This is a genomic window from Frigoribacterium sp. VKM Ac-2836 (assembly GCF_013248995.1).
Taxonomy (GTDB): Bacteria; Actinomycetota; Actinomycetes; order Actinomycetales; family Microbacteriaceae; genus Frigoribacterium.
Genome location: NZ_JABRPK010000002.1, coordinates 980459 through 1001029 on the forward strand (window position 1 = coordinate 980459; position 20571 = coordinate 1001029).

Sequence of the window (20571 nt, forward strand, 5' to 3'; positions counted from 1 at the left end):
CTCGCCGACGGGTCAGCTCAAGATGTCCTTGGTGGTGAACCGGCCGAGGGCCAGCGCGCCGAAGACGACGACGTAGCCGGCCTGCAGCAGGGCGTTGGCGCCGAACGAGTCCCACACGACCGGGTCGCGCATCAGGTCGGCGAACCCGAGCCAGTGGTGCGTGAACAGCCACGGGTCCACGAAGTCCAACTGGGGCAGGGCGTCGACGATCTGGGCCACGGTGGACAGCACGATCGTCGCCGCCATGGCTCCGACCGGCACGCTCGTGAGCGTCGAGGCGAAGAGGCCGATGGCGCTCAGTCCGAGCAGCGACATCGTCACGTAGACGGCCATCAGCAGCAGTCTCAGCGCGTAGTCACCCACGCCGATCGTCTGACCGGACAACAGCGTCACGGGTCCGACCGGGAACAGCGCGGCACCCGCGATCGCACCGAAGACGACGACCACGAGGGTGGCGGCCAGACAGAACGCCGCGGCGGCGGCGTACTTGACGAGCAGGAGGCGCATCCGGCCCACCGGGGTCACCAGCAGGTACCGCAGGGTGCCGAGGCTCGCCTCGCCCGCGATCGTGTCACCCGCGACGACCCCGACGGTCAGGGGCAGGAACAGCGGGATGGCGACGGTCAGGGCGGTGAGTGAGACGAAGAGTCCGTTCTGCGTGATGTCGCCGAGGAAGGCCGGCCCGCGACCTCCGCCGCCGTCGGACGTCGTGACGCGGACGGCGACGGCGAGCAGGACGGGGATCAGGGCCAGTGCGGCCAGCAGCGCGATGGTCCGCACGCGCCGGAAGAGCACCGCGAGCTCGCTGCCCAGCAGGGCGAGGCCGAGCCCGTTGCGGCGGGGAGCGTCGGGCCGGGCCTCCAGGGAGTCAGCCGGCGACATCGAAGCCCTCCCCGGTCAGGTCCACGAAGCGGTCCTCGAGGCTGGCGCCGGCCACCTCGAAGCCGCGAACGCGCACGTCCGCGGCGACGAGGGCGACCACGATCGACTCGGGCGAGAGACCCTCGACGGCGAGCTCGGCCTCGACGCGGACCGATCCGCCCGCGGTCGCGGGCGTCGCATCGGGCCGTGCCCGCGCCTCCGGGGTGAGTCCCAGTCGCACGAGCACGTCGCGGGCGACGTCCGGATCGGGCGTGAACAGGCGGACGCGGTGCGTGCCGAGCGCACGCAGGTCGTCGAGGGTGCCCTGGGTCAGCAGCCGGCCGGCGCTCATCACGCCGATGTGCGTGCACATCTGCTCGACCTCGCCGAGCAGGTGGCTCGAGACGAAGACGGTCGTGCCCTCGTCGGCGAGGGATCGGATCAGGGTGCGCACCTCGCGTGTGCCCTGGGGATCGAGACCGTTGCTGGGTTCGTCGAGCACCAACAGGTCTCGCGGCATGAGCAGGGCGTTCGCGATGCCGAGTCGCTGCTTCATGCCGAGCGAGTACGCGTGGGCCTTCTTCGAGGCGGCGTGACCGAGGCCGACACGGTCGAGGGCGGCGTCGACCCGGGCGCGCCGCGTCGAGGCCGGGGCCGAGCGGTCGCCCGAGTCGAGGCGGTGGAGGTTCGCCCGGCCCGACAGGAACGGGTAGAACGCCGGGCCCTCGACCAGGGCGCCGACGCGCGGCAGCACGCGACGCAGGTCGTCGGGCATCGTCCCGCCGAGCACGCGGATGTCGCCGCTCGACGCCGAGGTGAGGCCGAGCACCATGCGGATCGTGCTGGTCTTGCCCGAGCCGTTCGGGCCGAGGAACCCGTAGACGCTGCCGTGTGGCACCGCGAGGTCGACCCCGTCGACGGCGCGCTGACGTCCGAACTGCTTCGTCAGACCGGACGTCTCGACGGCGAACGCCCCTCGGGGCGTGTCGCCGTCGGTGGGCGCCCGGACCTCGGCGGTGTGGTGGCTCACCGGCCGGAGGTCACTGCCCGGCCACGGCCGCCTGGAGCGTCGACGCGTCGACGGCCCCGGCGAACAGGCGTCCGTCGTCGGTCAGCAGGACGGAGACGAGCGAGGTCTCGAGCACCCGGCCCCCGTCGACTTCCGTCGTCAGCTGGTCGAGCAGCCCCTGGGTGGCGGCATCGCTCGACGAGGCGCCGTCGGTCGATCCGGCCGTCGGGGCGACCCCGACGATCGTGCTCCAGCCGGAGCCGATGACCGTCTTCTCGGCGTGCGTCGCGTCACCTTCGGACCGTCCGGAGGCGCCGGTCGGAACGCTCACGTCGGTGACGGTCGCGTCCGACGGGGGAGTGAACGCGAAGACGGACGCCGCAGGCGCACCGAAGTCGACCGAGGTGAATCCGGCGGAGAGGGCCGGGGCGCTCTGCCCCTTCGCGGCGACCACGACCTTGAGCGGGACGCCGGTCTCAGCGTCGACGGTCAGGGTGGCGCTCGCGACGAGCGTCGAGGAGTCCTTCGGGGTCAGGACGACCTGGTACCCGTCGCGTCCGGCCACCCTGACGTCGGAGTCGGCCGTGACGGTCGTCGTGGGCTCGACCGACGACAGGACGAGGTCGGCCAGTTCGGCCGGGGTCTGCGGCACGGCGGTGCCGTCGGGCAGGGCGCTCGGCTTCTCGTCGGCGGTGCGGTCGGGCAGGGTCGCGTGCGTCGCTTCCTTCGTCTTCGAGTCGTAGGCCCACACGCTCGACCCGTCGCGGATGACGTTGCGCTCGGCGAGGTCGTCGATCACCTGGACCCTCTGCTTGGTGGCGCCGTCGGCGTACACCTTGGCGGTGTGGCTGCCGGTCAGTAGTTCGAGGGCGCCGGCGGCCTCGGACGACGACCCGCCACCCGTGGCCTGGCCCGACACGTCGGGCAGCCCGAGATCGGAGGTCTGCTCGACCGTGCCCGAGTACGACGCATCCGAGCTCGAGGCGGCCAGGACCAACACCTGCTGCGGGGTCTTGTCGGGCAGGTCGACGTCGGCCGTGGCCGAGACGGCCGGGACCACGATGCTCGCGGCGATGACGACCACGGGGACGGCGGCGGCGGTGGTCCAGCGGGTGGACTTCTTCATGACGATCGCGACCTCTCACGCCAGGCCCCGAGCGGGTCGGCGATTGGACGGGAGACTACGCGTGAAGCCTGGAGATCGCTGTCATGTCGACCGAGGTCCCTCGACGTCGAGGGACCCGGGGATCAGAGCTCGACGACCTCGAACTCGAGCAGGTCGGCACCGGTCGCGACGGGACCGCGCGGGGCGTCGCCCGACCCGGCGGGGCGGGCGTGGGCGGCCTTCGCGCCCTCGGCCGACCAGGCCGCGAAGTCCTCTTCGCTGCGCCAGGTCGTCATGACGAAGTAGCGGTCGTCGCCCTTCACGGGACGCAGCAGCTGGAAGCCCTCGAATCCTTCGGCCCCGTCGACCGAGTGCTTGCGGGCGGCGAAGCGCTTCTCGAGCTCGGTGCCCGAGCCCTCGGGGACGTGGATGGCGTTGATCTTGACGACGGACACGGCGTGGCCTTTCGGTGGTGGGACGGAGGACGAGGAGGTGCGGTGACGGTACGAGGGACGGCCGCGCGTCAGGCGGTCTTCATGACGTTCGCCGTGAACCCCTGCACCCGCTCGGCGAGGCCGGCCGAGCGGCGGGCTATCTGCTCGGGCGGGTTGAGGTGCGGTGGAGCGACCCGGATCAGCAGCGAGCAGGCGAGGTCCTCGCAGATGTAGGTGCCGAGCGTGTTGCCGTTGAGGCCGGCCTCGCCCGCCTTGGGGGCGGTGAAGAGGCGCACCTGCGTGGCCGGCTGGGGGGAGTGGCAGAGCGAGCACATGGCGGCGATGCCGGGGCGCAACGAGCTGCTCGACGAGCGGACGACGAGACCGACGGGCCGGTCGTCCATCCAGTGCACGATGTAACCCCGGTGGTGGGCCTGCGGATCACGCCAGCCCAAGAACTCGCGCTCCTCCCACAGCATCTCGTGCAGTCCGGGGATCGGCAGGCGGTCGAGGTCGCCCGGCAGGGCGTTGACGAACGACTCGCGGATGTCGTTCTCGGTCAGCGGCTTCATGTTCTCCCTCGTGCCATCGGGTCTCGCCAGCCTACGCGCCGGTCTAGCGTGGACGCGTGAGGATGCCCGACCACGAGCGCGAGCGGACCGTCACCCGCCGGCTGCGGGCCGCGGGCTGCGTCTTCGCCGAGGACGAGGCCCGGCTGCTGCTCGCCGAGGCTGCCGACGGCGCCGCCCTCGAGTCGATGGTGGTCGACCGGGTCGCGGGTCGGCCGCTCGAACAGGTGCTCGGCTGGGCGGAGTTCGCCGGACTCCGGATCGTCGTCGAGCCGGGCGTCTTCGTCCCGAGACGCCGCACCGAACTGGTCTTCCGTCAGGCCTCCGCCGCGCTCGCGGCAGCGGAACCGATCGGCGATGCGACCACACGTCGCGGCCCCGTGCTGGAACTCTGCTGCGGGGCCGCCGCGGTGGCCACGGCGCTCGCCGCCGAGCATCCAGGTCTCGACCTCTGGGCCACCGACCTCGACCCGGTGGCCGTCCACTGCGCCCGCCGCAACCTCGGCGACCGGGGGACGGTCGTCCGGGGTGACCTGTTCGGCGGCCTCCCTGCCTCGCTCCGTGGTCGGGTCGGGGTGATCGCGGCGAACGCGCCGTACGTCCCGACCGACGCGATCGCGTCCATGCCCCCCGAGGCGCGCCTCCACGAGTCGCCGCTCGCCCTCGACGGCGGTGCCGACGGGCTCGACCTGCACCGGCGGATCGCCGCCGAGGTGGGCGCGTGGCTGGCGCCGGGAGGCACGCTCGTCGTCGAGACGAGCGTCGGTCAGGCGGACGACACCCGGGAGGCGTTGGTCACCGCGGGTCTCAGGGCCCGGGTCGTCCGCGACGACGAGGTGGACGGCACGGTCGTCGTCGCCGTCGCGCCGTAGCCGTCCTCGTCGGCCGTCGGGCCCGGCCGGACGACGAAGGCCGTCGGGTCAGACGTCGGCGGGGGTGACCGAGTCGACCACGGGGGACTCGGGGGTGCCCGAGATGCGGCAGGTCCACTCGGTGGCGGGGCGGCCGTCCGCGAGGTGGCCCATGGTGACGGTGGCGACCGCTCCCGTGTCGCTGTCTTGGACGTCGTCGGCCTCGTAGGCCCAGACGTCGCCGAGGAATGGCAGGTCGGGGTTCTGCTCGCCGATCGCCGTGACGCACGCGTGCCACGCGGGGGGCGCCTCCTGGGCCTCGGCCGTGGCGGGGGCGGGCGGTTCGGTCTCGGGCAGGGCGGTGGCGTCGGGCAGGGCCGTCGCGATGTCGGAGGCCGTGGGCGAGGGCTCCGCCTGACGGGTGGTCGACGGGCCGGGGCTCGAGCTCGCGGCGGGGGTCCCGCCCGAGCAACCCGAGAGGAGCAGGGCGACGGCGAGGCCGGCGACGGTCAGGGCCGAGGGCGCGACCACGTGGCGGGTCGGGCGGTGTGTGCGGGGCACGGGGCTCCTCGGGACGGTGCAGCGCGGCGGTGTGACGCACAGCGTAGCGAGGGTCGTGGGCGCGCACCACGCGCGACGCGGAGCCGACACGGAGGTTCGCCCGGCACTCTGGTCGGATGACCGAAACGGACAACCGCGAAAAGACCGCACTCGAGCAGGCCATCAGCAAGGGTCAGGCGGGTGAGGGCGACATGAACAGCGTGCTCGCCGAATTCGTCAACGCCCAGGTCGTCGTCGCCACGGCCACCGACGCGCAGGAGTCCTTGAACGACCTGCAGCCCGTGCTCTTCGACCGTGAGGGCGTGCCCATGCTCGCGGCCTTCACGCACGCCGACATGATCGGCGAGCAGGTGAAGGACGTCGCGCAGTTCTCGGCCACGCTCCCGGCGGCCGAACTCGTGCAGGCCATCCCGGCAGAGACCGGTCTCGTCGTCAACCCGGGCAACCGCGAGGGCTTCGAGATGCTGCCCGAGGGGGTGGCCCAGCTGGCGAACGACGTCCGTCAGCTCGTCGCCGATCACGAGGCCGCGGGTTCGCCCGAGCCCGGGCAGCCCTCGCGCGCCGTCTGAGCTCACCCCGACACGACCTCCCGACGCCCCGACCGCCCTGGTCGGGGCGTCGGTCGTCGTCCGGGCCGCCGGGATCGCGCGCGATCCCGAAACCTGCGTGTCACACGACGGCGCTAGGCTGGCGCCACAATCGAACATCGGGCCACGAACACGTCGCGGGAGAGCTCCGGTGCGCAGAGACTGCGCCGACCGGGCACCGAAGGAGCAAGCTCCCCGCCAATCTCTCAGGTACGCGTACCGCGACGGACTGGCCACTCTGAAAAGCAGGAGGCGCGAGGCGGTCGACAGACCCCTCGCCGGTCCTCGCCCACGGTGAAAACCGGCCCCGGCCGGTGAAGCTCTCAGGCCCATGACAGAGGGGGAGCCCCAGCCGGCGACGCGCCGTGCGGGGCTGCCCCGCCGTGCACCATCCGCACGGCACCGTTTCCGGCCGAGACACCTGGCGGCCGGTCCGTCCCTCTCAGGAGCATCGATGTCCGACGCAACCTCGAACCTTCCCACCGCCCCCGGGCCCGACGACGACGATCTCGGCGCCGCCGCCGACGGTGTGAGCGGCGACGTCGTCATCGGTGCCGACGGCACCGAGGGCATCGCCACCGGCCCCGGCACGGGCGACGACCTGGTCGGTGCCGACGAACCCGACGAGCGCCACAGCCCGCTGCACGAGGTCCACGTCGCCGCCGGCGCCGTCTTCACCGACTTCGCGGGCTGGCAGATGCCGGTCCGCTACGATTCCGACCTCGCCGAGCACCACGCCGTGCGCACCGCCGCCGGGCTCTTCGACCTCTCGCACATGGCCGAGATCGCCGTCGTGGGGCCGGACGCCGGGGTCTTCCTCGACCACGCCCTGGCCGGCACCCTCTCGACCATCGCCGTCGGGCGGGCCAAGTACTCCCTCCTCCTCGCCGCCGAGGGCGGGATCGTCGACGACCTGGTCGTCTACCGCCTCGACGAACACGACTTCCTGGTCGTGGCCAACGCGGGAAACCGCGAGGCGGCGTTCGCGGCCTTGGCGACCCGCGCCTCCGGGTTCGACGTGACGGTCGACGACGAGAGCGACGACACCGCGCTGATCGCGGTGCAGGGGCCCGAGAGTGAAGGCGTGCTCGACGAACTCGTCACGGCCGACCGCCTCCAGCCCGACGCCCCGCTGTCGACGTTGCGGTACTACCGCGTGCTGCAGGCCACCTTCGACGACGCCCCCGTGCTGATCGCGCGCACCGGGTACACCGGCGAGGACGGCTTCGAGCTCTACGTCGACCCCGAGACCGCCCCCGTGCTCTGGGCCGCGATCGCCGAGGCCGGCGCACCCCGGGGGCTCGTGCCGGCCGGGCTGGCCAGCCGCGACACGCTTCGTCTCGAAGCCGGCATGCCGCTCTACGGCCATGAGCTCGGCCTCGACGTGCGCCCCGACCAGGCCGGGCTCGGCCGGGTCGTCGACACCTCGAAGGGCTTCGTCGGGCGCTCGAACGTCGAGCCCGCCGCCGGCGCCCGCGTCCTCGTCGGACTGACGCTCACCGGGCGCCGGGCCGCCCGGGCGGGCTACCCGGTCGTCACCGACGACGGCACCGTCGTCGGCGAGGTCACGAGCGGTGCGCTGTCGCCGACCCTCGGCCACCCCGTGGCCATGGCCTACGTCGACCCCGACGTCGTCGACCGAGGCCCGGCACTGGCCGTCGACGTCCGTGGCACCGCCGTCGCCGCGACCGTCGTCCCGCTGCCCTTCTACAAGCGCTCCTAGGCACCCCCTCCCTCGAAAGGACCGGCCATGACCGATCTCACCGCCCTGAAGTACACCGCCGAGCACGAGTGGCTCCTGATCGACGGCGACACCGCCACCGTGGGCATCACCGACTACGCCGCCGACAAGCTGGGCGACGTCGTCTACGTCGACCTGCCCGCCGAGGGCACCGAGGTCGAGACCGGCACGGTCGTCGGCGAGATCGAGTCGACCAAGTCGGTCGGCGAGTTGTTCGCCCCCGCGCTCGGCACGGTGCTCGAGGCCAACCAGGCCGTCGTCGACAGCCCCGACCTCGTCAACAGCGACCCGTTCGGCGAGGGCTGGCTCATCAAGATCACCCTGTCGTCGACCGACGGCCAGGGCCTCCTCTCGCGCGACGAGTACGTCGCGCTGACCGCCGAATGAGCGCCGAGCAGACGGGCGGGTCGGTCTTCGGCGGCTGGTCCGACCAGGTCGCCACCGGCTTCGTCGACCGCCACGTCGGCACCACCCCGGACGACCAGGCGGCCATGCTGGCCGCCGTGGGGCACGACAGCGTCGAATCGCTCGTCGCGGCCGCCGTGCCCGACTCGATCCATGCCACCGCGCTCGAGCACAGCGTGTTGCCCGAACCGATCGGCGAAGAAGAAGCCCTCGCCGAGCTGCGAGCTCTCGCCGGTCGCAACCGCGTCTCGCGAAGCCTGCTCGGCCTCGGCTACTACGACACCGTCACCCCCGCCGTCATCCAGCGCAACGTGCTCGAGAACCCCAGCTGGTACACCGCCTACACGCCGTACCAGCCCGAGATCTCGCAGGGTCGACTCGAGGCCCTCATCAACTTCCAGACGATGGTGGCCGAGCTGACCGGGCTCTCGACCGCCAACGCCTCGATGCTCGACGAGGGCACGGCCGTCGTCGAGGGCATGCTGCTCGCCCGCCGTGCGTCCAAGGCGAAGACCGACGTCTTCGTCGTCGACAGCGACACCTTCCCGCAGACCAAGGCCCTGCTCGCCGGCCGCGCCGAGGCCGTCGGCATCGAACTCATCGAGCTCGACCTCTCGGTGCTCGACCCCGCCGACCTGCCCGAGTCGTTCGGCGTCTTCGTCCAGTACCCCTCGGCGTCCGGCTCGGTCTGGAACCCCCGCGCCGTCGTCGAGGCCGCCCACTCCCACGGCGGCCTGGCCGTCGTCGCCGCCGACCTGCTGGCGCTGACCCTGATCGAGGCGCCCGGCGAGTTCGGCGCCGACGTCGCCGTGGGCACCAGCCAGCGCTTCGGCGTGCCGATGGGGTTCGGTGGCCCGCACGCGGGCTACATGGCCGTCCGCACCGGGCTCGAGCGTCAGCTGCCCGGGCGCCTGGTCGGGGTCTCGCAGGACGCCGTCGGGCAGCCCGCCTACCGCCTCAGCCTGCAGACCCGCGAGCAGCACATCCGTCGCGAGAAGGCCACGTCGAACATCTGCACCGCACAGGTGCTGCTGGCCGTGATGGCGTCGATGTACGCGGTCTACCACGGCCCCTGGGGGCTGCGGCACATCGCGACACGCGTGCACGGCCACGCCTCCGACCTGGCGGCCGCGATCGGCGCGAGCGAGCTCGAGCTCGAGAGGGACTCCTTCTTCGACACGCTGCAGGTGTTCGTTCCCGGCCGGGCCGCCGAGATCGTCGCCTCGGCACACGCTCGGGGCTACCTGCTGCACGCCGTCGACGACGACTGCGTCCGTCTCTCGTTCGACGAGACCACGACGCATGACGACGTCCGCGTCGTCGCCGAGGTGCTCGGCGTCGACCTGCTCGACGACGCCGCACCCTCGGGCCTGCAGGAGGCGCTGCTGCGGACGAGCGACTACCTCACGCACCCGGTCTTCCGCACCCACCGCAGCGAGACCAGCATGATGCGCTACCTCAAGCGCCTGGCCGACAAGGACTACGCGCTCGACCGCGGCATGATCCCGCTCGGCAGCTGCACGATGAAGCTCAACGCGGCGACCGAGATGGCCGCCGTCACCTGGCCCGAGTTCGCCGGTGTGCACCCGTTCGCCCCCGCCGAGGACGTGGCGGGGTACCTCGAGCTGATCGGCCAGCTCGAGGGCTGGCTGGCCGAGGTGACGGGGTACGACACCGTGTCGCTGCAGCCCAACGCCGGCAGCCAGGGCGAGCTGGCCGGCCTGCTCGCGATCCGCGGTTACCACCTGTCGAACGGCGACGTCGAGCGCACGGTCTGTCTGATCCCGCAGAGCGCTCACGGAACGAACGCGGCCAGTGCGGTGCTCGCGGGCATGCGCGTCGTCGTGGTCGCCTGCGACGACGGAGGCAACGTCGACCTCGACGACCTGCGGGCCAAGGTCGAGGAGCACGCGGCCCGGCTCGCGGCGCTGATGATCACCTACCCGTCGACGCACGGCGTCTACGAGCACGACATCGTCGCCCTCACCGATGCGGTGCACGCGGCCGGCGGACAGGTCTACGTCGACGGGGCGAACCTCAACGCCCTGCTCGGGGTCGCACGCTTCGGCGACTTCGGCGGTGACGTCTCCCACCTCAACCTGCACAAGACCTTCTGCATCCCTCACGGCGGCGGTGGGCCCGGTGTCGGTCCCGTCGCGGCCAAGGCGCACCTCGCGCCCTTCCTGCCCGGCCATCCGATGGCGCAGCAGGCCGATCGTCGCACGGGTGTCGACGCCGCGGCCGACGGCGATCGCCTGGCCCACGCCGGAGTGCCGGTGTCGAGCGCGCCGTACGGGTCGCCGAGCATCCTGCCGATCAGCTGGGCCTACGTGCGCATGATGGGCACCGAGGGCCTGACACGCGCGACGGGTGCGGCCGTCCTCGCGGCCAACTACGTCGCCGCCCGCCTGCGCGAGCACTTCCCCGTGCTCTACGCGGGTGAGAACGGCCTCGTGGCGCACGAGTGCATCCTCGACCTGCGTCCGCTGCGTGACGCGACCGGGGTCACCGTCGACGACGTGGCCAAGCGCCTCATCGACTACGGCTTCCACGCCCCGACCATGTCGTTCCCGGTCGTGGGCACGCTCATGGTCGAGCCGACCGAGAGCGAAGACCTGGCCGAGATCGACCGTTTCGTCGACGCGATGATCGCCATCAAGGGCGAGGCGGACGAGGTGGCGGCCGGCCGGTTCACCACCGAGTCGAGCCCGTTGCGCGGTGCGCCGCACACGGCGGAGTCGGTCGTCGTCGGCGAGTGGAACGCCGAGTACGGCCGCGAGGAGGCCGTGTACCCGGTCCGCTCTCTCGTACGAGGCAAGTACTGGCCGCCGGTGCGCCGCATCGACCAGGCCTACGGTGACCGTAACCTGTTCTGCAACTGCCCGCCGGCCGAGGCGTTCGCCTAGGTCCAGGCCTGCTCCGCGGACGAGAAACCGTCACCGCCCGATCCCGTCGGGCGGTGACGGTTTCCCTTGGGTCCCTCGGACGTCGGCCGCCGAGTGTCGCGGAGGGCGTTCACGTAGCGGCGACCGTCCCGATCGACGTCCGGGGGACAGCTCACGCTGTTCGGCTCGCGCGGGTCGGTCCGACCCGTGGGTCCATCAGACTCGCCCCCCGAACGGGTGTCAAGACCCAGTTCCGGCCACCCGGCGCGAGGCGAGACCGAGGGTGCCGTGTCAGGCAGGCAGGCCGAAGAGGCCGGGGAACGCCGTCGCGGCCCACGGGTAGCCGACGAAGACGGCCGCGTCCATCAAGAAGTGCGCGATGACGAGGGGCAGCACCCGGCCGAACCGCTTATAGAGCCAGCCGAAGGCGACCCCCATCACGACGTTGCCGACGAAGGCCCCGAACCCCTGGTAGAGGTGGTAGCTGCCGCGCAGCAGGGCCGCGGTGACGATGATCGACCAGGTCCGCCAGCCGAGATCGCGGAGGCGCGCGAAGAGGTACGCGACGACGATCACCTCCTCGGTCACCCCGGCCCGCATCGCCGAGAGCAACAGCACCGGCACGGTCCACCAGTGCTCGCCGAGGTTCGTCGGCACGACCGTGACCGTCAGGTCGAGCGCTTTGCCCGCCAGGTAGAGACCGATACCCGGGATGCCGATCGCGAGGGCCAGGCCGACGCCGCCGAGGGTGTCCCGTCCGGCACGGGAGAAGTCGACGCCGAGACGGCCCAGGTGGGGCCGCTCGGGTCGCCACAGCAGGAAGGCCACGAGCAGCACCGGCACGAGGTCCGTCGCCACGCCGAGCACCTGGTAGGCGAGGTCGAACAGTTCGCGACTGCTCAGCGGGGAGTTGAGCGTGGCGGTCTGTCGCGACAGCGCGGTCTGCTGCGTGAGTCGGTTCACGATCGACAGCACGGAGTACACGGCCGAAGCGCCCAGCGACAGACCCAGCACGATCGCCACCTCGAGCCGGAGGCGCCCTCGGGTCATCGGGGCCGAGGGCGGTACGAGGACCACGGGCGGTGTCGCGTCGGGGGCAGGGGCGTCGGGGCGGCTCACGGGGGTGATCGTACGGGACCGGCGTGAGCGAGCCGACCCGCACCCCGAGGAGGTGGTGGCGAACAATACCTGCCAGGTGGCGGATTTCTCGCAGCCGATTCATGCGAACTTCAGGCCCCTTGCGCAACGAACTGCATGCTGACGCAACGATCCGGCGAGTTGGTTTCCGTCGTGTAACCGTTGCCGTGGTGGTTTGGTGATGCCCGAACCCGATGCTTAGGCTCACTGCATCCAACGCGGCACGGCCCCTGGGCACAGTGCTGCGTCCTTTCCCGCATCAGGAGGAACATTGAAGAAGACGCGCATGGGCCTGTCGGCCGTCGCCGTCGTGGGGACGGCAGCACTCGTCCTCACCGGTTGCGCCAGCGGCAGCGGGGACGACAACTCGTCGTCCGGTGACGCTTCCGCCATCATCAAGACGAACGGAACCGAGCCCGAGAACCCGCTCGTCCCGTCGAACACCACCGAGACCGGCGGTGGCCGCATCGTCACCTCGATCTTCGCCGGTCTGGTCAGCTACAACGCCGACGGCACCACCAAGAACGAGGTCGCGGACAGCATCGAGAGCGACGACGCGACCGTGTGGACCGTCACGCTGAAGGACGGCTGGAAGTTCACCGACGGCACCGACGTCACGAGCGAGTCGTTCACCAAGGCCTGGAACTGGGCGGCCAGCTTCGACAACGTCGCGAACTCGTCCGGCAGCTCGTTCTTCGAGAACTTCAAGGGCTACAGCGACACCGAGCAGAGCGACCTCGACCTGACCGTCGAGAGCCCGACCGAGTTCACGGTCACGCTGAACACCCCCGAGGCCGACTTCCCCCTGCGCCTCGGCTACTCGGCCTACTCGCCGCTGCCCGAGTCGTTCTACGCCGATCCCGCCGCGTTCGGCGAGAACCCGGTCGGCAACGGCCCGTACATGCTCGACGGTGAAGGCGCCTGGACCCACAACCAGGGCATCAAGCTCGTCACGAACCCCGACTACGACGGCAACCGCAAGCCGCAGAACGGCGGGCTCGACATCAGCTTCTACACCTCGCTCGACTCGGCCTACGCCGACGTGCAGGGTGGCAACCTCGACGTGCTCGACCAGATCGGCCCGGCGGCGTTCCAGACGTACCAGAGCGACTTCCCGGACACGAACGTCAACCAGCCCGCCGCGGTCTTCCAGGGCATGACGATCCCGCAGTACCTCGCGCACTTCGGTGACGACGAAGAGGGCCAGCTGCGTCGCCAGGCGATCTCGATGTCGATCAACCGCGACGACGTGACCAAGGTCATCTTCCAGGGCACGCGCACGCCGGCCAAGGACTTCACCTCGCCCGTCATCCCCGGCTACACCGACGAGCTCGAGGGTGAGAGCGTCCTGTCGTTCGACGCCGACAAGGCCAAGGACCTCTGGGACCAGGCCGACGCGATCTCGCCCTACGGCGACACGACGTTCACCATCGGCTACAACTCCGACGGTGGACACCAGGAGTGGGTGGACGCGGTCTCCGCGAACATCTCGTCGACGCTGGGCATCAAGGCCGAGGGCAAGCCCTACCCGACCTTCGCCGAGTTCCGCACCGACGCCTCCGGTGGTGCCATGACCGGTGCCTTCCGCTCCGGCTGGCAGGCCGACTACCCGTCGCTGTACAACTTCCTGTACCCGACGATGGCCACCAACGGCAGCTCGAACGACGGCAAGTACTCGAACCCCGAGTTCGACGACCTGCTCGCCGAGGGCAGCGCCGCGAGCGACGTGGACGACGCCAACGCCTCGTACCAGAAGGCACAGGAGGTCCTGCTGAAGGACCTGCCCATCGTGCCGCTGTGGTACGCGAACGTCAACGGTGTCTGGGCCGACACGGTGAGCAACGTCGAGTACGGCTGGGACTCCGTGCCGATCTACGAGAACATCACCAAGTAACCAAGTAAGGTCGGCGCTCACGCGCTCGACCGACGCTCGACGGGGTTCGGGCAGTGTTCGCACTGCTCGGACCCCTTCGGCGGGCCCACCCACCCCTCCCTCCACACGATTGCGATAACGATGCACGCGCAGACGTCCGAGGAAGCCTGATGCTCTGGTACACCGGACGCCGGCTCCTCCAACTGATCCCCGTCTTCTTCGGGGCGACGTTCCTCATCTACTTCATGGTCTTCGCGCTTCCCGGTGACCCCGTGGCGGCGCTCTTCGGCGACAAGACCCCGTCGCCGGCCGTCATCGAGGCCATCCGCGCCGAGTACAACCTCGACCAGCCGTTCATCGTGCAGTACTTGCTGTACATCGGTGGTCTGTTCACCGGAGACCTCGGCACCACCTTCTCGGGTCGACCCGTCGTCGACGAGTTGATCCGTGCGTTCCCCATCACGTTCCGACTGGCGATGCTCGCCCTGCTCTTCGAGGCCGTCGCCGGTATCGTGGTCGGCCTCATCGCCGGCCTGCGCAAGGGCAAGCTCTTCGACACGAGCGCCCTCGTCGTCAGCCTCCTGCTCATCTCGGTGCCGACGTTCGTCATCGGCTTCCTGCTGCAGTACGTCTTCGGCATCCAGCTGGGCCTGTTCCGCACGACGGTCAGCTCGCAGGCACCGTGGGACGAGCTGGTCCTGCCGGCCATCGTCCTCGCCTCGGTGTCGTTCGCGTACATCGTCAGGCTGACCCGCGCCTCCGTGTCCGAGAACTCGAGCGCGGACTTCGTGCGCACCGCGTCGGCGAAGGGCCTCACCCGCAACCGCGTCGTCACGGTGCACATCTTGCGCAACTCGCTCGTCCCCGTCGTCACCTACCTCGGTGTCGACATCGGTTCGCTGATGGTCGGTGCCATCGTGACCGAAGGCATCTTCAACATCCAGGGCGTCGGCGGCACCGTCTACCGGGCGATCACGCTCGGCGAGGGCCCCACCGTCGTCTCGTTCGTCGCCGTGATGGTGATCATCTTCATGATCGCCAACCTCCTCGTCGACCTGCTGTACGCCCTTCTCGACCCGAGGATCCGCTATGCCAAGTAACGACTCGTCGGCGTTGTCCGCCGACCACTTCGTCGCCGATCTCGACGAGACGCCCATCAAGGCCGTCGACGCGATCGACGAATCCGAGAAACCCCGGAGCAGTTGGAGCGACGCCTGGGACGCCATGAGACGACGACCGACCTTCTGGATCGCGGCGTTCCTAATCGTGGTCGTCGTCGTGGTCGCGGTCTTCCCTGGTCTGTTCACCAGCGTCGAACCGCGGGCCGCAGACCTCCCTCGAAGCAACGAGGGGCCGTCCGCCGGCCACCTCCTCGGCTTCACGTTCCAAGGGACGGACGTCTTCGCGCGGATCATCTGGGGCACCAGGGCGTCACTCACGGTCGGCCTGCTGGCCACGATCATCGTGACCATCGTCGGCATCGTGATCGGCTCGCTGGCGGGGTTCTACGGCGGCTGGCTCGACGCGATCGTCTCCCGAGTGGGTGACATCTTCTTCGCGATCCCCACCGTCCTCGGTGCCATCGTGCTGATGTCCATCCTCCCCACCCGCACGCCCTTGACCGTCGCGCTCGTCCTGTCGGTGTTCGCCTGGCCTCAGATCGCTCGCGTCATGCGCGGCTCCGTCCTGAGCGCACGGGCAGCCGACTACGTCACCGCGTCCGCCGCTCTGGGAGTCTCGCGTTTCCGCATCTTGGTTCGCCATGTCATCCCGAACGCCATCACGCCGGTGATCGTCGTGGCGACCGTCTCCTTGGGCACGTTCATCGTCGCCGAAGCGACCCTGTCGTTCCTCGGCATCGGTCTGCCCACGAGCACCATGTCCTGGGGCAACGACATCAACGCCGCACGCAATTCGCTGCGCGTCGCCCCCATGCCCCTCTTCTGGCCCGCTGCGGCGCTGTCCGTGACGGTGCTGTCGTTCCTCCTCATGGGCGACGTCGTGCGCGACGCCCTCGACCCGAAGGCGAGGGCACGTCGATGACCGACACCTCCACCCGACCCGAGACGGCCGGTACCGCGTCGTCGTCGACCCCCTTGCTCGAGATCAAGGGCCTGAAGATCGGCTTCAAGACCCAGGCCGGCTACGTGGACGCCGTGCGCGGGGTCGACCTGACGATTCGACAGGGCGAGAGCCTCGCGATCGTGGGCGAGTCCGGCTCGGGCAAGTCGACGACCGCCACCTCGATCATCGACCTGCTGCCGGGCACCGGTGAGGTGACCGGTGGCCAGATCCTCTTCGAGGGAAAGGACCTGACCAAGGTCAGTGCCTCCGAGATGCAGGCCATCCGGGGTCGAGACATCGGCTACGTCCCGCAGGACCCCATGTCCAATCTCAACCCGGTCTGGAGCATCGGATTCCAGGTCGAGGAGGCGATCCGGGCCAACGGCGTCGCGACCGGCAAGAAGGCGATCCGTCAGCGGGCGATCGACGTCCTGAAAGAGGCGGGGCTCAACGACGCGGGAGACCGTCTCAAGCAGTTCCCGCATCAGTTCTCGGGCGGCATGCGTCAGCGGGTCCTGATCGGTATCGGCCTCTCGTCGAGGCCCAAGTTGCTGATCGCCGACGAGCCGACGTCGGCCCTCGACGTGACCGTGCAGCGGCGCATCCTCGACCACCTCGAGACGTTGACCCGCGACTACGGCACGTCGGTGCTCTTCATCACGCACGACCTCGGCCTCGCCGCGGAGCGTGCCGAGAAACTCGTGGTCATGTACAAGGGCCGCGTCGTCGAGTCCGGGCCGTCGAAAGAGATCCTCGCCAACCCTCAGCACCCGTACACGCAGCGTCTGGTCGCCGCGGCCCCCAGCCTCGCGAGCCAGCGCATCCAGTCGAGCATCGCGCCCTCGCATTCTCACGGACGCGTGATCTCCGACGAAGGGGCCGGCGACGTCGAGTTCATCGCTCGCGCCCGTCAGCGTGAAGAGGCCGGAAAGCAGGACGCCGAGTACATCTCGGTGACCAACCTGTCGAAGGTCTACAAGATTCGTCAGGGCGGGTTCAAGACCAGCGAGCTCCGCGCCGTCGACGACGTGTCGTTCTCGATCCCGCGGGGCAAGACGATGGCTCTCGTGGGCGAGTCCGGTTCGGGCAAGTCGACCGTGGCCAAGCTGGTGCTGCAGCTCGAGTCGATCACGTCGGGCACCGTGTCGGTCGGCGGCCAGAGCGTCGGGGCGTTGAAGGGCCGTGAGCTCTTCGACTTCCGTCGCCGGGTGCAGCCGGTCTTCCAGGACCCCTACGGTTCGCTCGACCCGATGTACAGCGTGGGCAACACGATCGCCGAACCGCTCGTGACCCACGGCATCGGTGATCGCACCAGTCGCCAGGCCCGGGTGCGCGAATTGCTCGACCAGGTGTCGCTGCCCGCGTCGACGGTGAACCGGTACCCGAACGAGCTCTCGGGCGGTCAGCGTCAGCGCATCGCCGTCGCGCGAGCCCTGGCGCTCAAGCCCGACGTGATCGTGCTCGACGAGGCCGTCTCGGCGCTCGACGTGCTCGTCCAGGGCCAGGTGCTCGACCTGCTGACCGACCTGCAGACCGAGCTCGGCCTGACCTACCTCTTCATCACGCACGACCTCGCGGTCGTCCGCCTCATCGCGGACAACGTCAGCGTCATGCAGAAGGGGCGTGTCGTCGAGGCGGGCACGACCGACGACATCTTCGCGAACCCGGCGCAGCAGTACACGCGCGAGTTGCTCGAGGCGATCCCCGGCGCGCACTTCGAGTTCGGCCGGTAATCGACCCGCGCCTCCTGGTGTCGAAGGGGCCTCTGCGCCGTGCCGCGAGCACGGCGGAGGGGCCCCTTTACCACGTGCCGTAGACTGTCTTCGCCGGGCTCTGACCCGACCACTTCCCCCTCTCTCTTCTCGTAAGGAATTCATCCATGGCGACTGCCATCCGCAGCGACCTGCGCAACGTGGCGATCGTGGCCCACGTCGACCACGGCAAGACGACCCTCGTCGACGCCATGCTCAAGCAGACCAACTCGTTCGACGCACACTTCGACACCGAAGACCGCATGATGGACGGCAACGAGCTCGAGCGCGAGAAGGGCATCACGATCCTCGCGAAGAACACCTCGGTGCTCTACAACGGTGCCCACGCGACCGACGGCCCGATCACCATCAACGTGATCGACACCCCCGGCCACGCCGACTTCGGCGGCGAGGTCGAGCGCGGCCTGTCCATGGTCGACGGCGTCGTGCTGCTCGTCGATGCGTCCGAGGGCCCCCTGCCCCAGACCCGCTTCGTGCTGCGCAAGGCCCTCGCGGCCAAGCTGCCCGTCATCCTCCTGGTCAACAAGACCGACCGCCCCGACGCGCGCATCGACGAGGTCGTGGCCGAGAGCCAGGACCTCCTCCTCGGCCTCGCCAGCGACTTGAGCGAAGAAGTCGACGACCTCGACCTCGACGCCATCCTCAACGTGCCCGTGGTCTACGCCTCGGGCCGCAACGGTGCCGCGTCGACGAACAAGCCCGCCGACGGCTCGCTGCCGGACAACCCCGACCTCGAGCCCCTCTTCGACGCGATCCTCACCCACGTGCCGGCGCCGCGCTACGACGACGAGCACCCGCTGCAGGCGCACGTCACCAACCTCGACGCCTCGCCGTTCCTGGGCCGCCTCGCGCTGCTCCGTGTCTTCCACGGCACGCTGCAGAAGGGCCAGACCGTCGCCTGGGTCAAGTCCGACGGCACGGTCCAGAACGCCCGCATCACCGAGCTGCTGATCACGAAGGCCCTGAGCCGTTACCCGGCCGAGAGCGCGGGCCCCGGTGACATCGTCGCCGTCGCCGGCTTCGACAGCATCACCATCGGCGAGACGCTCTCCGACCCTGAAGACGTCCGCCCGTTGCCGACCATCACGGTCGACGACCCGGCCATCTCGATGACCATCGGCACCAACACCTCGCCGATCATCGGCAAGGTCAAGGGCCACAAGCTGACCGCCCGCATGGTGAAGGACCGCCTCGACCGCGAACTGGTCGGCAACGTCTCGCTCAAGGTCCTCGACATCGGGCGCCCCGACGCGTGGGAGGTCCAGGGCCGCGGCGAGCTCGCGCTGGCCATCCTCGTCGAGCAGATGCGCCGCGAGGGCTTCGAACTCACCGTCGGCAAGCCCCAGGTCGTCACGCGTCGTGACGAGAACGGCAAGCTGCAAGAGCCGTTCGAGCACATGACCATCGACGTGCCGGACGAGTACCTCGGTGCCGTGACGCAGTTGATGGCCGCTCGCAAGGGCCGCATGGAGAACATGGCGAACCACGGCTCGGGCTGGGTGCGCATGGAGTTCATCGTCCCCTCGCGCGGTCTGATCGGATTCCGCACGCAGTTCCTCACCGACACGCGCGGAACGGGCATCGCCAACGGCATCAGCCACGGCTACGGCCCCTGGGCCGGCGAGATCTCGACCCGTACCAACGGCTCGATCATCGCCGACCGCTCGGGTGTCGTCACGCCCTTCGCGATCATCAACCTCCAAGAGCGGATGTCGTTCTTCGTTCAGCCGACCGAAGAGGTCTACGAGGGCATGGTCGTGGGCGAGAACTCGCGCGCCGACGACATGGACGTCAACATCACCAAAGAGAAGAAGCTGACCAACATGCGTCAGTCGACGGCCGACAACTTCGAGTCGATGACGCCCTCGAAGGTGCTCTCGCTCGAAGAAGCGCTCGAGTTCGCGGGCGACGACGAGTGCGTCGAGGTCACCCCCGACGCCATCCGCATCCGCAAGGTCGAGCTCGACGCGTCGGCCCGCCAGCGCAGCACGGCTCGCCTGAAGAAGCAGAACGCCTAAGCGACACCGCACCACCGCACCACACGCCGAGGAGGCGGTCCGCATCATTGTGGGCCGCCTCCTTCGTGCATCGTCGGCAGGTTCTGCGCGCACCCCCAGCGATGGCGGTTAACCTCGCGGGGTGCTGAACGAGAAGAAGACCTTCACCCGCTCCGCGGCCGCTGTGGCGCTGGCCCTCGGCCTCGTGACCGGTCTCACCGCCTGCGGCGAGGGCTCGCCCGTCGACAACATCGTGGGCGGTGCCGTCGACAGTGGCATCGAAAGTCTGAAGGGCACGGCTTTGAAGGCCGTCGAGGACGCCGCCGGCGAGGCCCTGAACGGTGCCGGCATCACGACGGACGGCACCTTGCCCTCGAGCTTCCCGGCCGAGGTGCCGCTCGTCACCGGGACGACCCGTGGTGGGGGAGCAGGCCCCGACGGCACCGGATGGGTCGCCCAGGTCGCCGTCTCGGGCGCTGACCAGTTCGCCGTGGCCCAACAGCAACTCGAAGCCGCCGGCTTCACGGCCTCGGGGGTCGACACCGACGCCGACAGCGGCTTCGGCACCTTCACGGGGGCCACGTACCGCGTCGTCCTGACGGTCTCGACCGACAGCGCGGGTCAGTCGATCGCCACCTACGTCGTCACGCCCGTCTGATCCGGCCATGGCGGGTCCGCCGTGCTCCGGCGGGCCTCCAGGTGGTGCCCCGACGCGCGTCC

18 protein-coding genes and 2 riboswitches are annotated in these 20571 nt (G+C 70.0%); of the genes, 11 read left to right on the plus strand and 7 right to left on the minus strand.

Translation table 11 applies throughout. From position 1 onward, the window contains the following. Positions 1–12: 12 nt before the first annotated feature. The 5 genes from HRF36_RS10985 to HRF36_RS11005 all read right to left on the minus strand — a co-directional run bounded on the left by HRF36_RS10985 (position 13) and on the right by HRF36_RS11005 (position 3981). Complete coding sequence (locus HRF36_RS10985) at positions 13–882, minus strand: ABC transporter permease (RefSeq protein ID WP_173209709.1); 870 nt, start codon at positions 880–882, stop codon at positions 13–15. After that, on the minus strand, positions 869–1891 hold the full coding sequence (locus HRF36_RS10990; protein WP_173209711.1) for an ATP-binding cassette domain-containing protein: 1023 nt from the start codon (positions 1889–1891) through the stop codon (positions 869–871). The genes HRF36_RS10985 and HRF36_RS10990 overlap by 14 nt, the downstream gene beginning before the upstream one ends. 10 nt (positions 1892–1901) lie before the next feature. Beyond that, positions 1902–2996: a sigma-E factor regulatory protein RseB domain-containing protein gene (locus HRF36_RS10995; protein ID WP_173209713.1), complete on the minus strand. Its 1095-nt coding sequence runs from the start codon at positions 2994–2996 to the stop codon at positions 1902–1904. Positions 2997–3118: 122 nt separating this feature from the next. After that, a complete protein-coding gene (locus HRF36_RS11000; protein ID WP_173209715.1) occupies positions 3119–3430 on the minus strand; it encodes an antibiotic biosynthesis monooxygenase in 312 nt (103 codons plus the stop codon). Between the two features lie 68 nt (positions 3431–3498). Beyond that, a complete protein-coding gene (locus HRF36_RS11005; RefSeq protein WP_123519248.1) occupies positions 3499–3981 on the minus strand; it encodes an FBP domain-containing protein in 483 nt (160 codons plus the stop codon). 62 nt (positions 3982–4043) lie between these two features. Between HRF36_RS11005 and HRF36_RS11010 the strand changes: the two genes are divergently transcribed. After that, positions 4044–4850, plus strand: a complete 807-nt coding sequence (locus tag HRF36_RS11010; RefSeq protein ID WP_173210058.1) for a putative protein N(5)-glutamine methyltransferase — start codon at positions 4044–4046, stop codon at positions 4848–4850. 48 nt (positions 4851–4898) lie between these two features. Here HRF36_RS11010 and HRF36_RS11015 read toward each other — a convergent pair whose 3' ends face one another. Then, complete coding sequence (locus HRF36_RS11015; protein ID WP_173209717.1) at positions 4899–5390, minus strand: hypothetical protein; 492 nt, start codon at positions 5388–5390, stop codon at positions 4899–4901. A gap of 116 nt (positions 5391–5506) precedes the next feature. On the opposite strand from HRF36_RS11015, the gene HRF36_RS11020 reads away from it, so the two are divergent. The 4 genes from HRF36_RS11020 (at position 5507) to gcvP (ending at position 11029) form a co-directional block, all read left to right on the plus strand. Continuing rightward, positions 5507–5959: an SseB family protein gene (locus HRF36_RS11020; RefSeq protein WP_173209719.1), complete on the plus strand. Its 453-nt coding sequence runs from the start codon at positions 5507–5509 to the stop codon at positions 5957–5959. Positions 5960–6105: 146 nt separating this feature from the next. After that, positions 6106–6209: riboswitch (glycine riboswitch) on the plus strand. Between the two features lies 1 nt (position 6210). Then, positions 6211–6322, plus strand: a riboswitch (glycine riboswitch). A 256-nt stretch (positions 6323–6578) separates the two neighbouring features. After that, positions 6579–7700, plus strand: coding sequence for a glycine cleavage system aminomethyltransferase GcvT (gene gcvT, locus HRF36_RS11025; protein WP_371740143.1), 1122 nt, complete (start codon positions 6579–6581; stop codon positions 7698–7700). A 27-nt stretch (positions 7701–7727) separates the two neighbouring features. Next, positions 7728–8105, plus strand: a complete 378-nt coding sequence (gcvH, locus tag HRF36_RS11030; RefSeq protein ID WP_043595477.1) for a glycine cleavage system protein GcvH — start codon at positions 7728–7730, stop codon at positions 8103–8105. Between the two features lie 104 nt (positions 8106–8209). Then, the gene (gene gcvP / locus HRF36_RS11035; RefSeq protein WP_254281289.1) at positions 8210–11029 is read left to right on the plus strand and encodes an aminomethyl-transferring glycine dehydrogenase; all 2820 of its coding nucleotides are present in this window, start codon (positions 8210–8212) and stop codon (positions 11027–11029) included. Positions 11030–11299: 270 nt separating this feature from the next. Here gcvP and HRF36_RS11040 read toward each other — a convergent pair whose 3' ends face one another. Further along, the gene (locus HRF36_RS11040; protein WP_371740116.1) at positions 11300–12127 is read right to left on the minus strand and encodes a CPBP family intramembrane glutamic endopeptidase; all 828 of its coding nucleotides are present in this window, start codon (positions 12125–12127) and stop codon (positions 11300–11302) included. A gap of 289 nt (positions 12128–12416) precedes the next feature. On the opposite strand from HRF36_RS11040, the gene HRF36_RS11045 reads away from it, so the two are divergent. The 6 genes from HRF36_RS11045 (at position 12417) to HRF36_RS11070 (ending at position 20509) form a co-directional block, all read left to right on the plus strand. Beyond that, the gene (locus HRF36_RS11045) at positions 12417–14039 is read left to right on the plus strand and encodes an ABC transporter substrate-binding protein (RefSeq protein WP_173209725.1); all 1623 of its coding nucleotides are present in this window, start codon (positions 12417–12419) and stop codon (positions 14037–14039) included. Positions 14040–14188: 149 nt separating this feature from the next. Then, the gene (locus tag HRF36_RS11050) at positions 14189–15118 is read left to right on the plus strand and encodes an ABC transporter permease (RefSeq protein ID WP_173209727.1); all 930 of its coding nucleotides are present in this window, start codon (positions 14189–14191) and stop codon (positions 15116–15118) included. Then, positions 15108–16061 carry an ABC transporter permease gene (locus tag HRF36_RS11055; protein WP_173209729.1) on the plus strand — a complete coding sequence of 318 codons (954 nt, stop codon included), beginning with the start codon at positions 15108–15110 and terminating at the stop codon, positions 16059–16061. The genes HRF36_RS11050 and HRF36_RS11055 overlap by 11 nt, the downstream gene beginning before the upstream one ends. Beyond that, complete coding sequence (locus HRF36_RS11060; protein ID WP_173209731.1) at positions 16058–17815, plus strand: ABC transporter ATP-binding protein; 1758 nt, start codon at positions 16058–16060, stop codon at positions 17813–17815. Before HRF36_RS11055 ends, HRF36_RS11060 begins: the two co-directional genes overlap by 4 nt. A gap of 146 nt (positions 17816–17961) precedes the next feature. Continuing rightward, positions 17962–19872: a translational GTPase TypA gene (gene typA / locus HRF36_RS11065; protein ID WP_173209733.1), complete on the plus strand. Its 1911-nt coding sequence runs from the start codon at positions 17962–17964 to the stop codon at positions 19870–19872. Positions 19873–19993: 121 nt separating this feature from the next. Next, complete coding sequence (locus HRF36_RS11070) at positions 19994–20509, plus strand: hypothetical protein (RefSeq protein ID WP_173209735.1); 516 nt, start codon at positions 19994–19996, stop codon at positions 20507–20509. Positions 20510–20571: the final 62 nt, after the last annotated feature.

Excerpts from the sequence above, each read along its gene's own strand:
- HRF36_RS11050 (WP_173209727.1), top strand. The coding sequence starts at position 14,189 with ATGCTCTGGTACACCGGACGCCGGCTCCTCCAACTGATCCCCGTCTTC.
- HRF36_RS10985 (WP_173209709.1), bottom strand. The coding sequence starts at position 882 with ATGTCGCCGGCTGACTCCCTGGAGGCCCGGCCCGACGCTCCCCGCCGC.
- HRF36_RS11060 (WP_173209731.1), top strand. The coding sequence starts at position 16,058 with ATGACCGACACCTCCACCCGACCCGAGACGGCCGGTACCGCGTCGTCG.
- HRF36_RS11010 (WP_173210058.1), top strand. The coding sequence starts at position 4,044 with ATGCCCGACCACGAGCGCGAGCGGACCGTCACCCGCCGGCTGCGGGCC.
- typA (WP_173209733.1), top strand. The coding sequence starts at position 17,962 with ATGGCGACTGCCATCCGCAGCGACCTGCGCAACGTGGCGATCGTGGCC.
- HRF36_RS11005 (WP_123519248.1), bottom strand. The coding sequence starts at position 3,981 with ATGAAGCCGCTGACCGAGAACGACATCCGCGAGTCGTTCGTCAACGCC.
- HRF36_RS11020 (WP_173209719.1), top strand. The coding sequence starts at position 5,507 with ATGACCGAAACGGACAACCGCGAAAAGACCGCACTCGAGCAGGCCATC.
- gcvH (WP_043595477.1), top strand. The coding sequence starts at position 7,728 with ATGACCGATCTCACCGCCCTGAAGTACACCGCCGAGCACGAGTGGCTC.
- HRF36_RS11055 (WP_173209729.1), top strand. The coding sequence starts at position 15,108 with ATGCCAAGTAACGACTCGTCGGCGTTGTCCGCCGACCACTTCGTCGCC.
- HRF36_RS10995 (WP_173209713.1), bottom strand. The coding sequence starts at position 2,996 with ATGAAGAAGTCCACCCGCTGGACCACCGCCGCCGCCGTCCCCGTGGTC.
- gcvP (WP_254281289.1), top strand. The coding sequence starts at position 8,210 with ATGCTGGCCGCCGTGGGGCACGACAGCGTCGAATCGCTCGTCGCGGCC.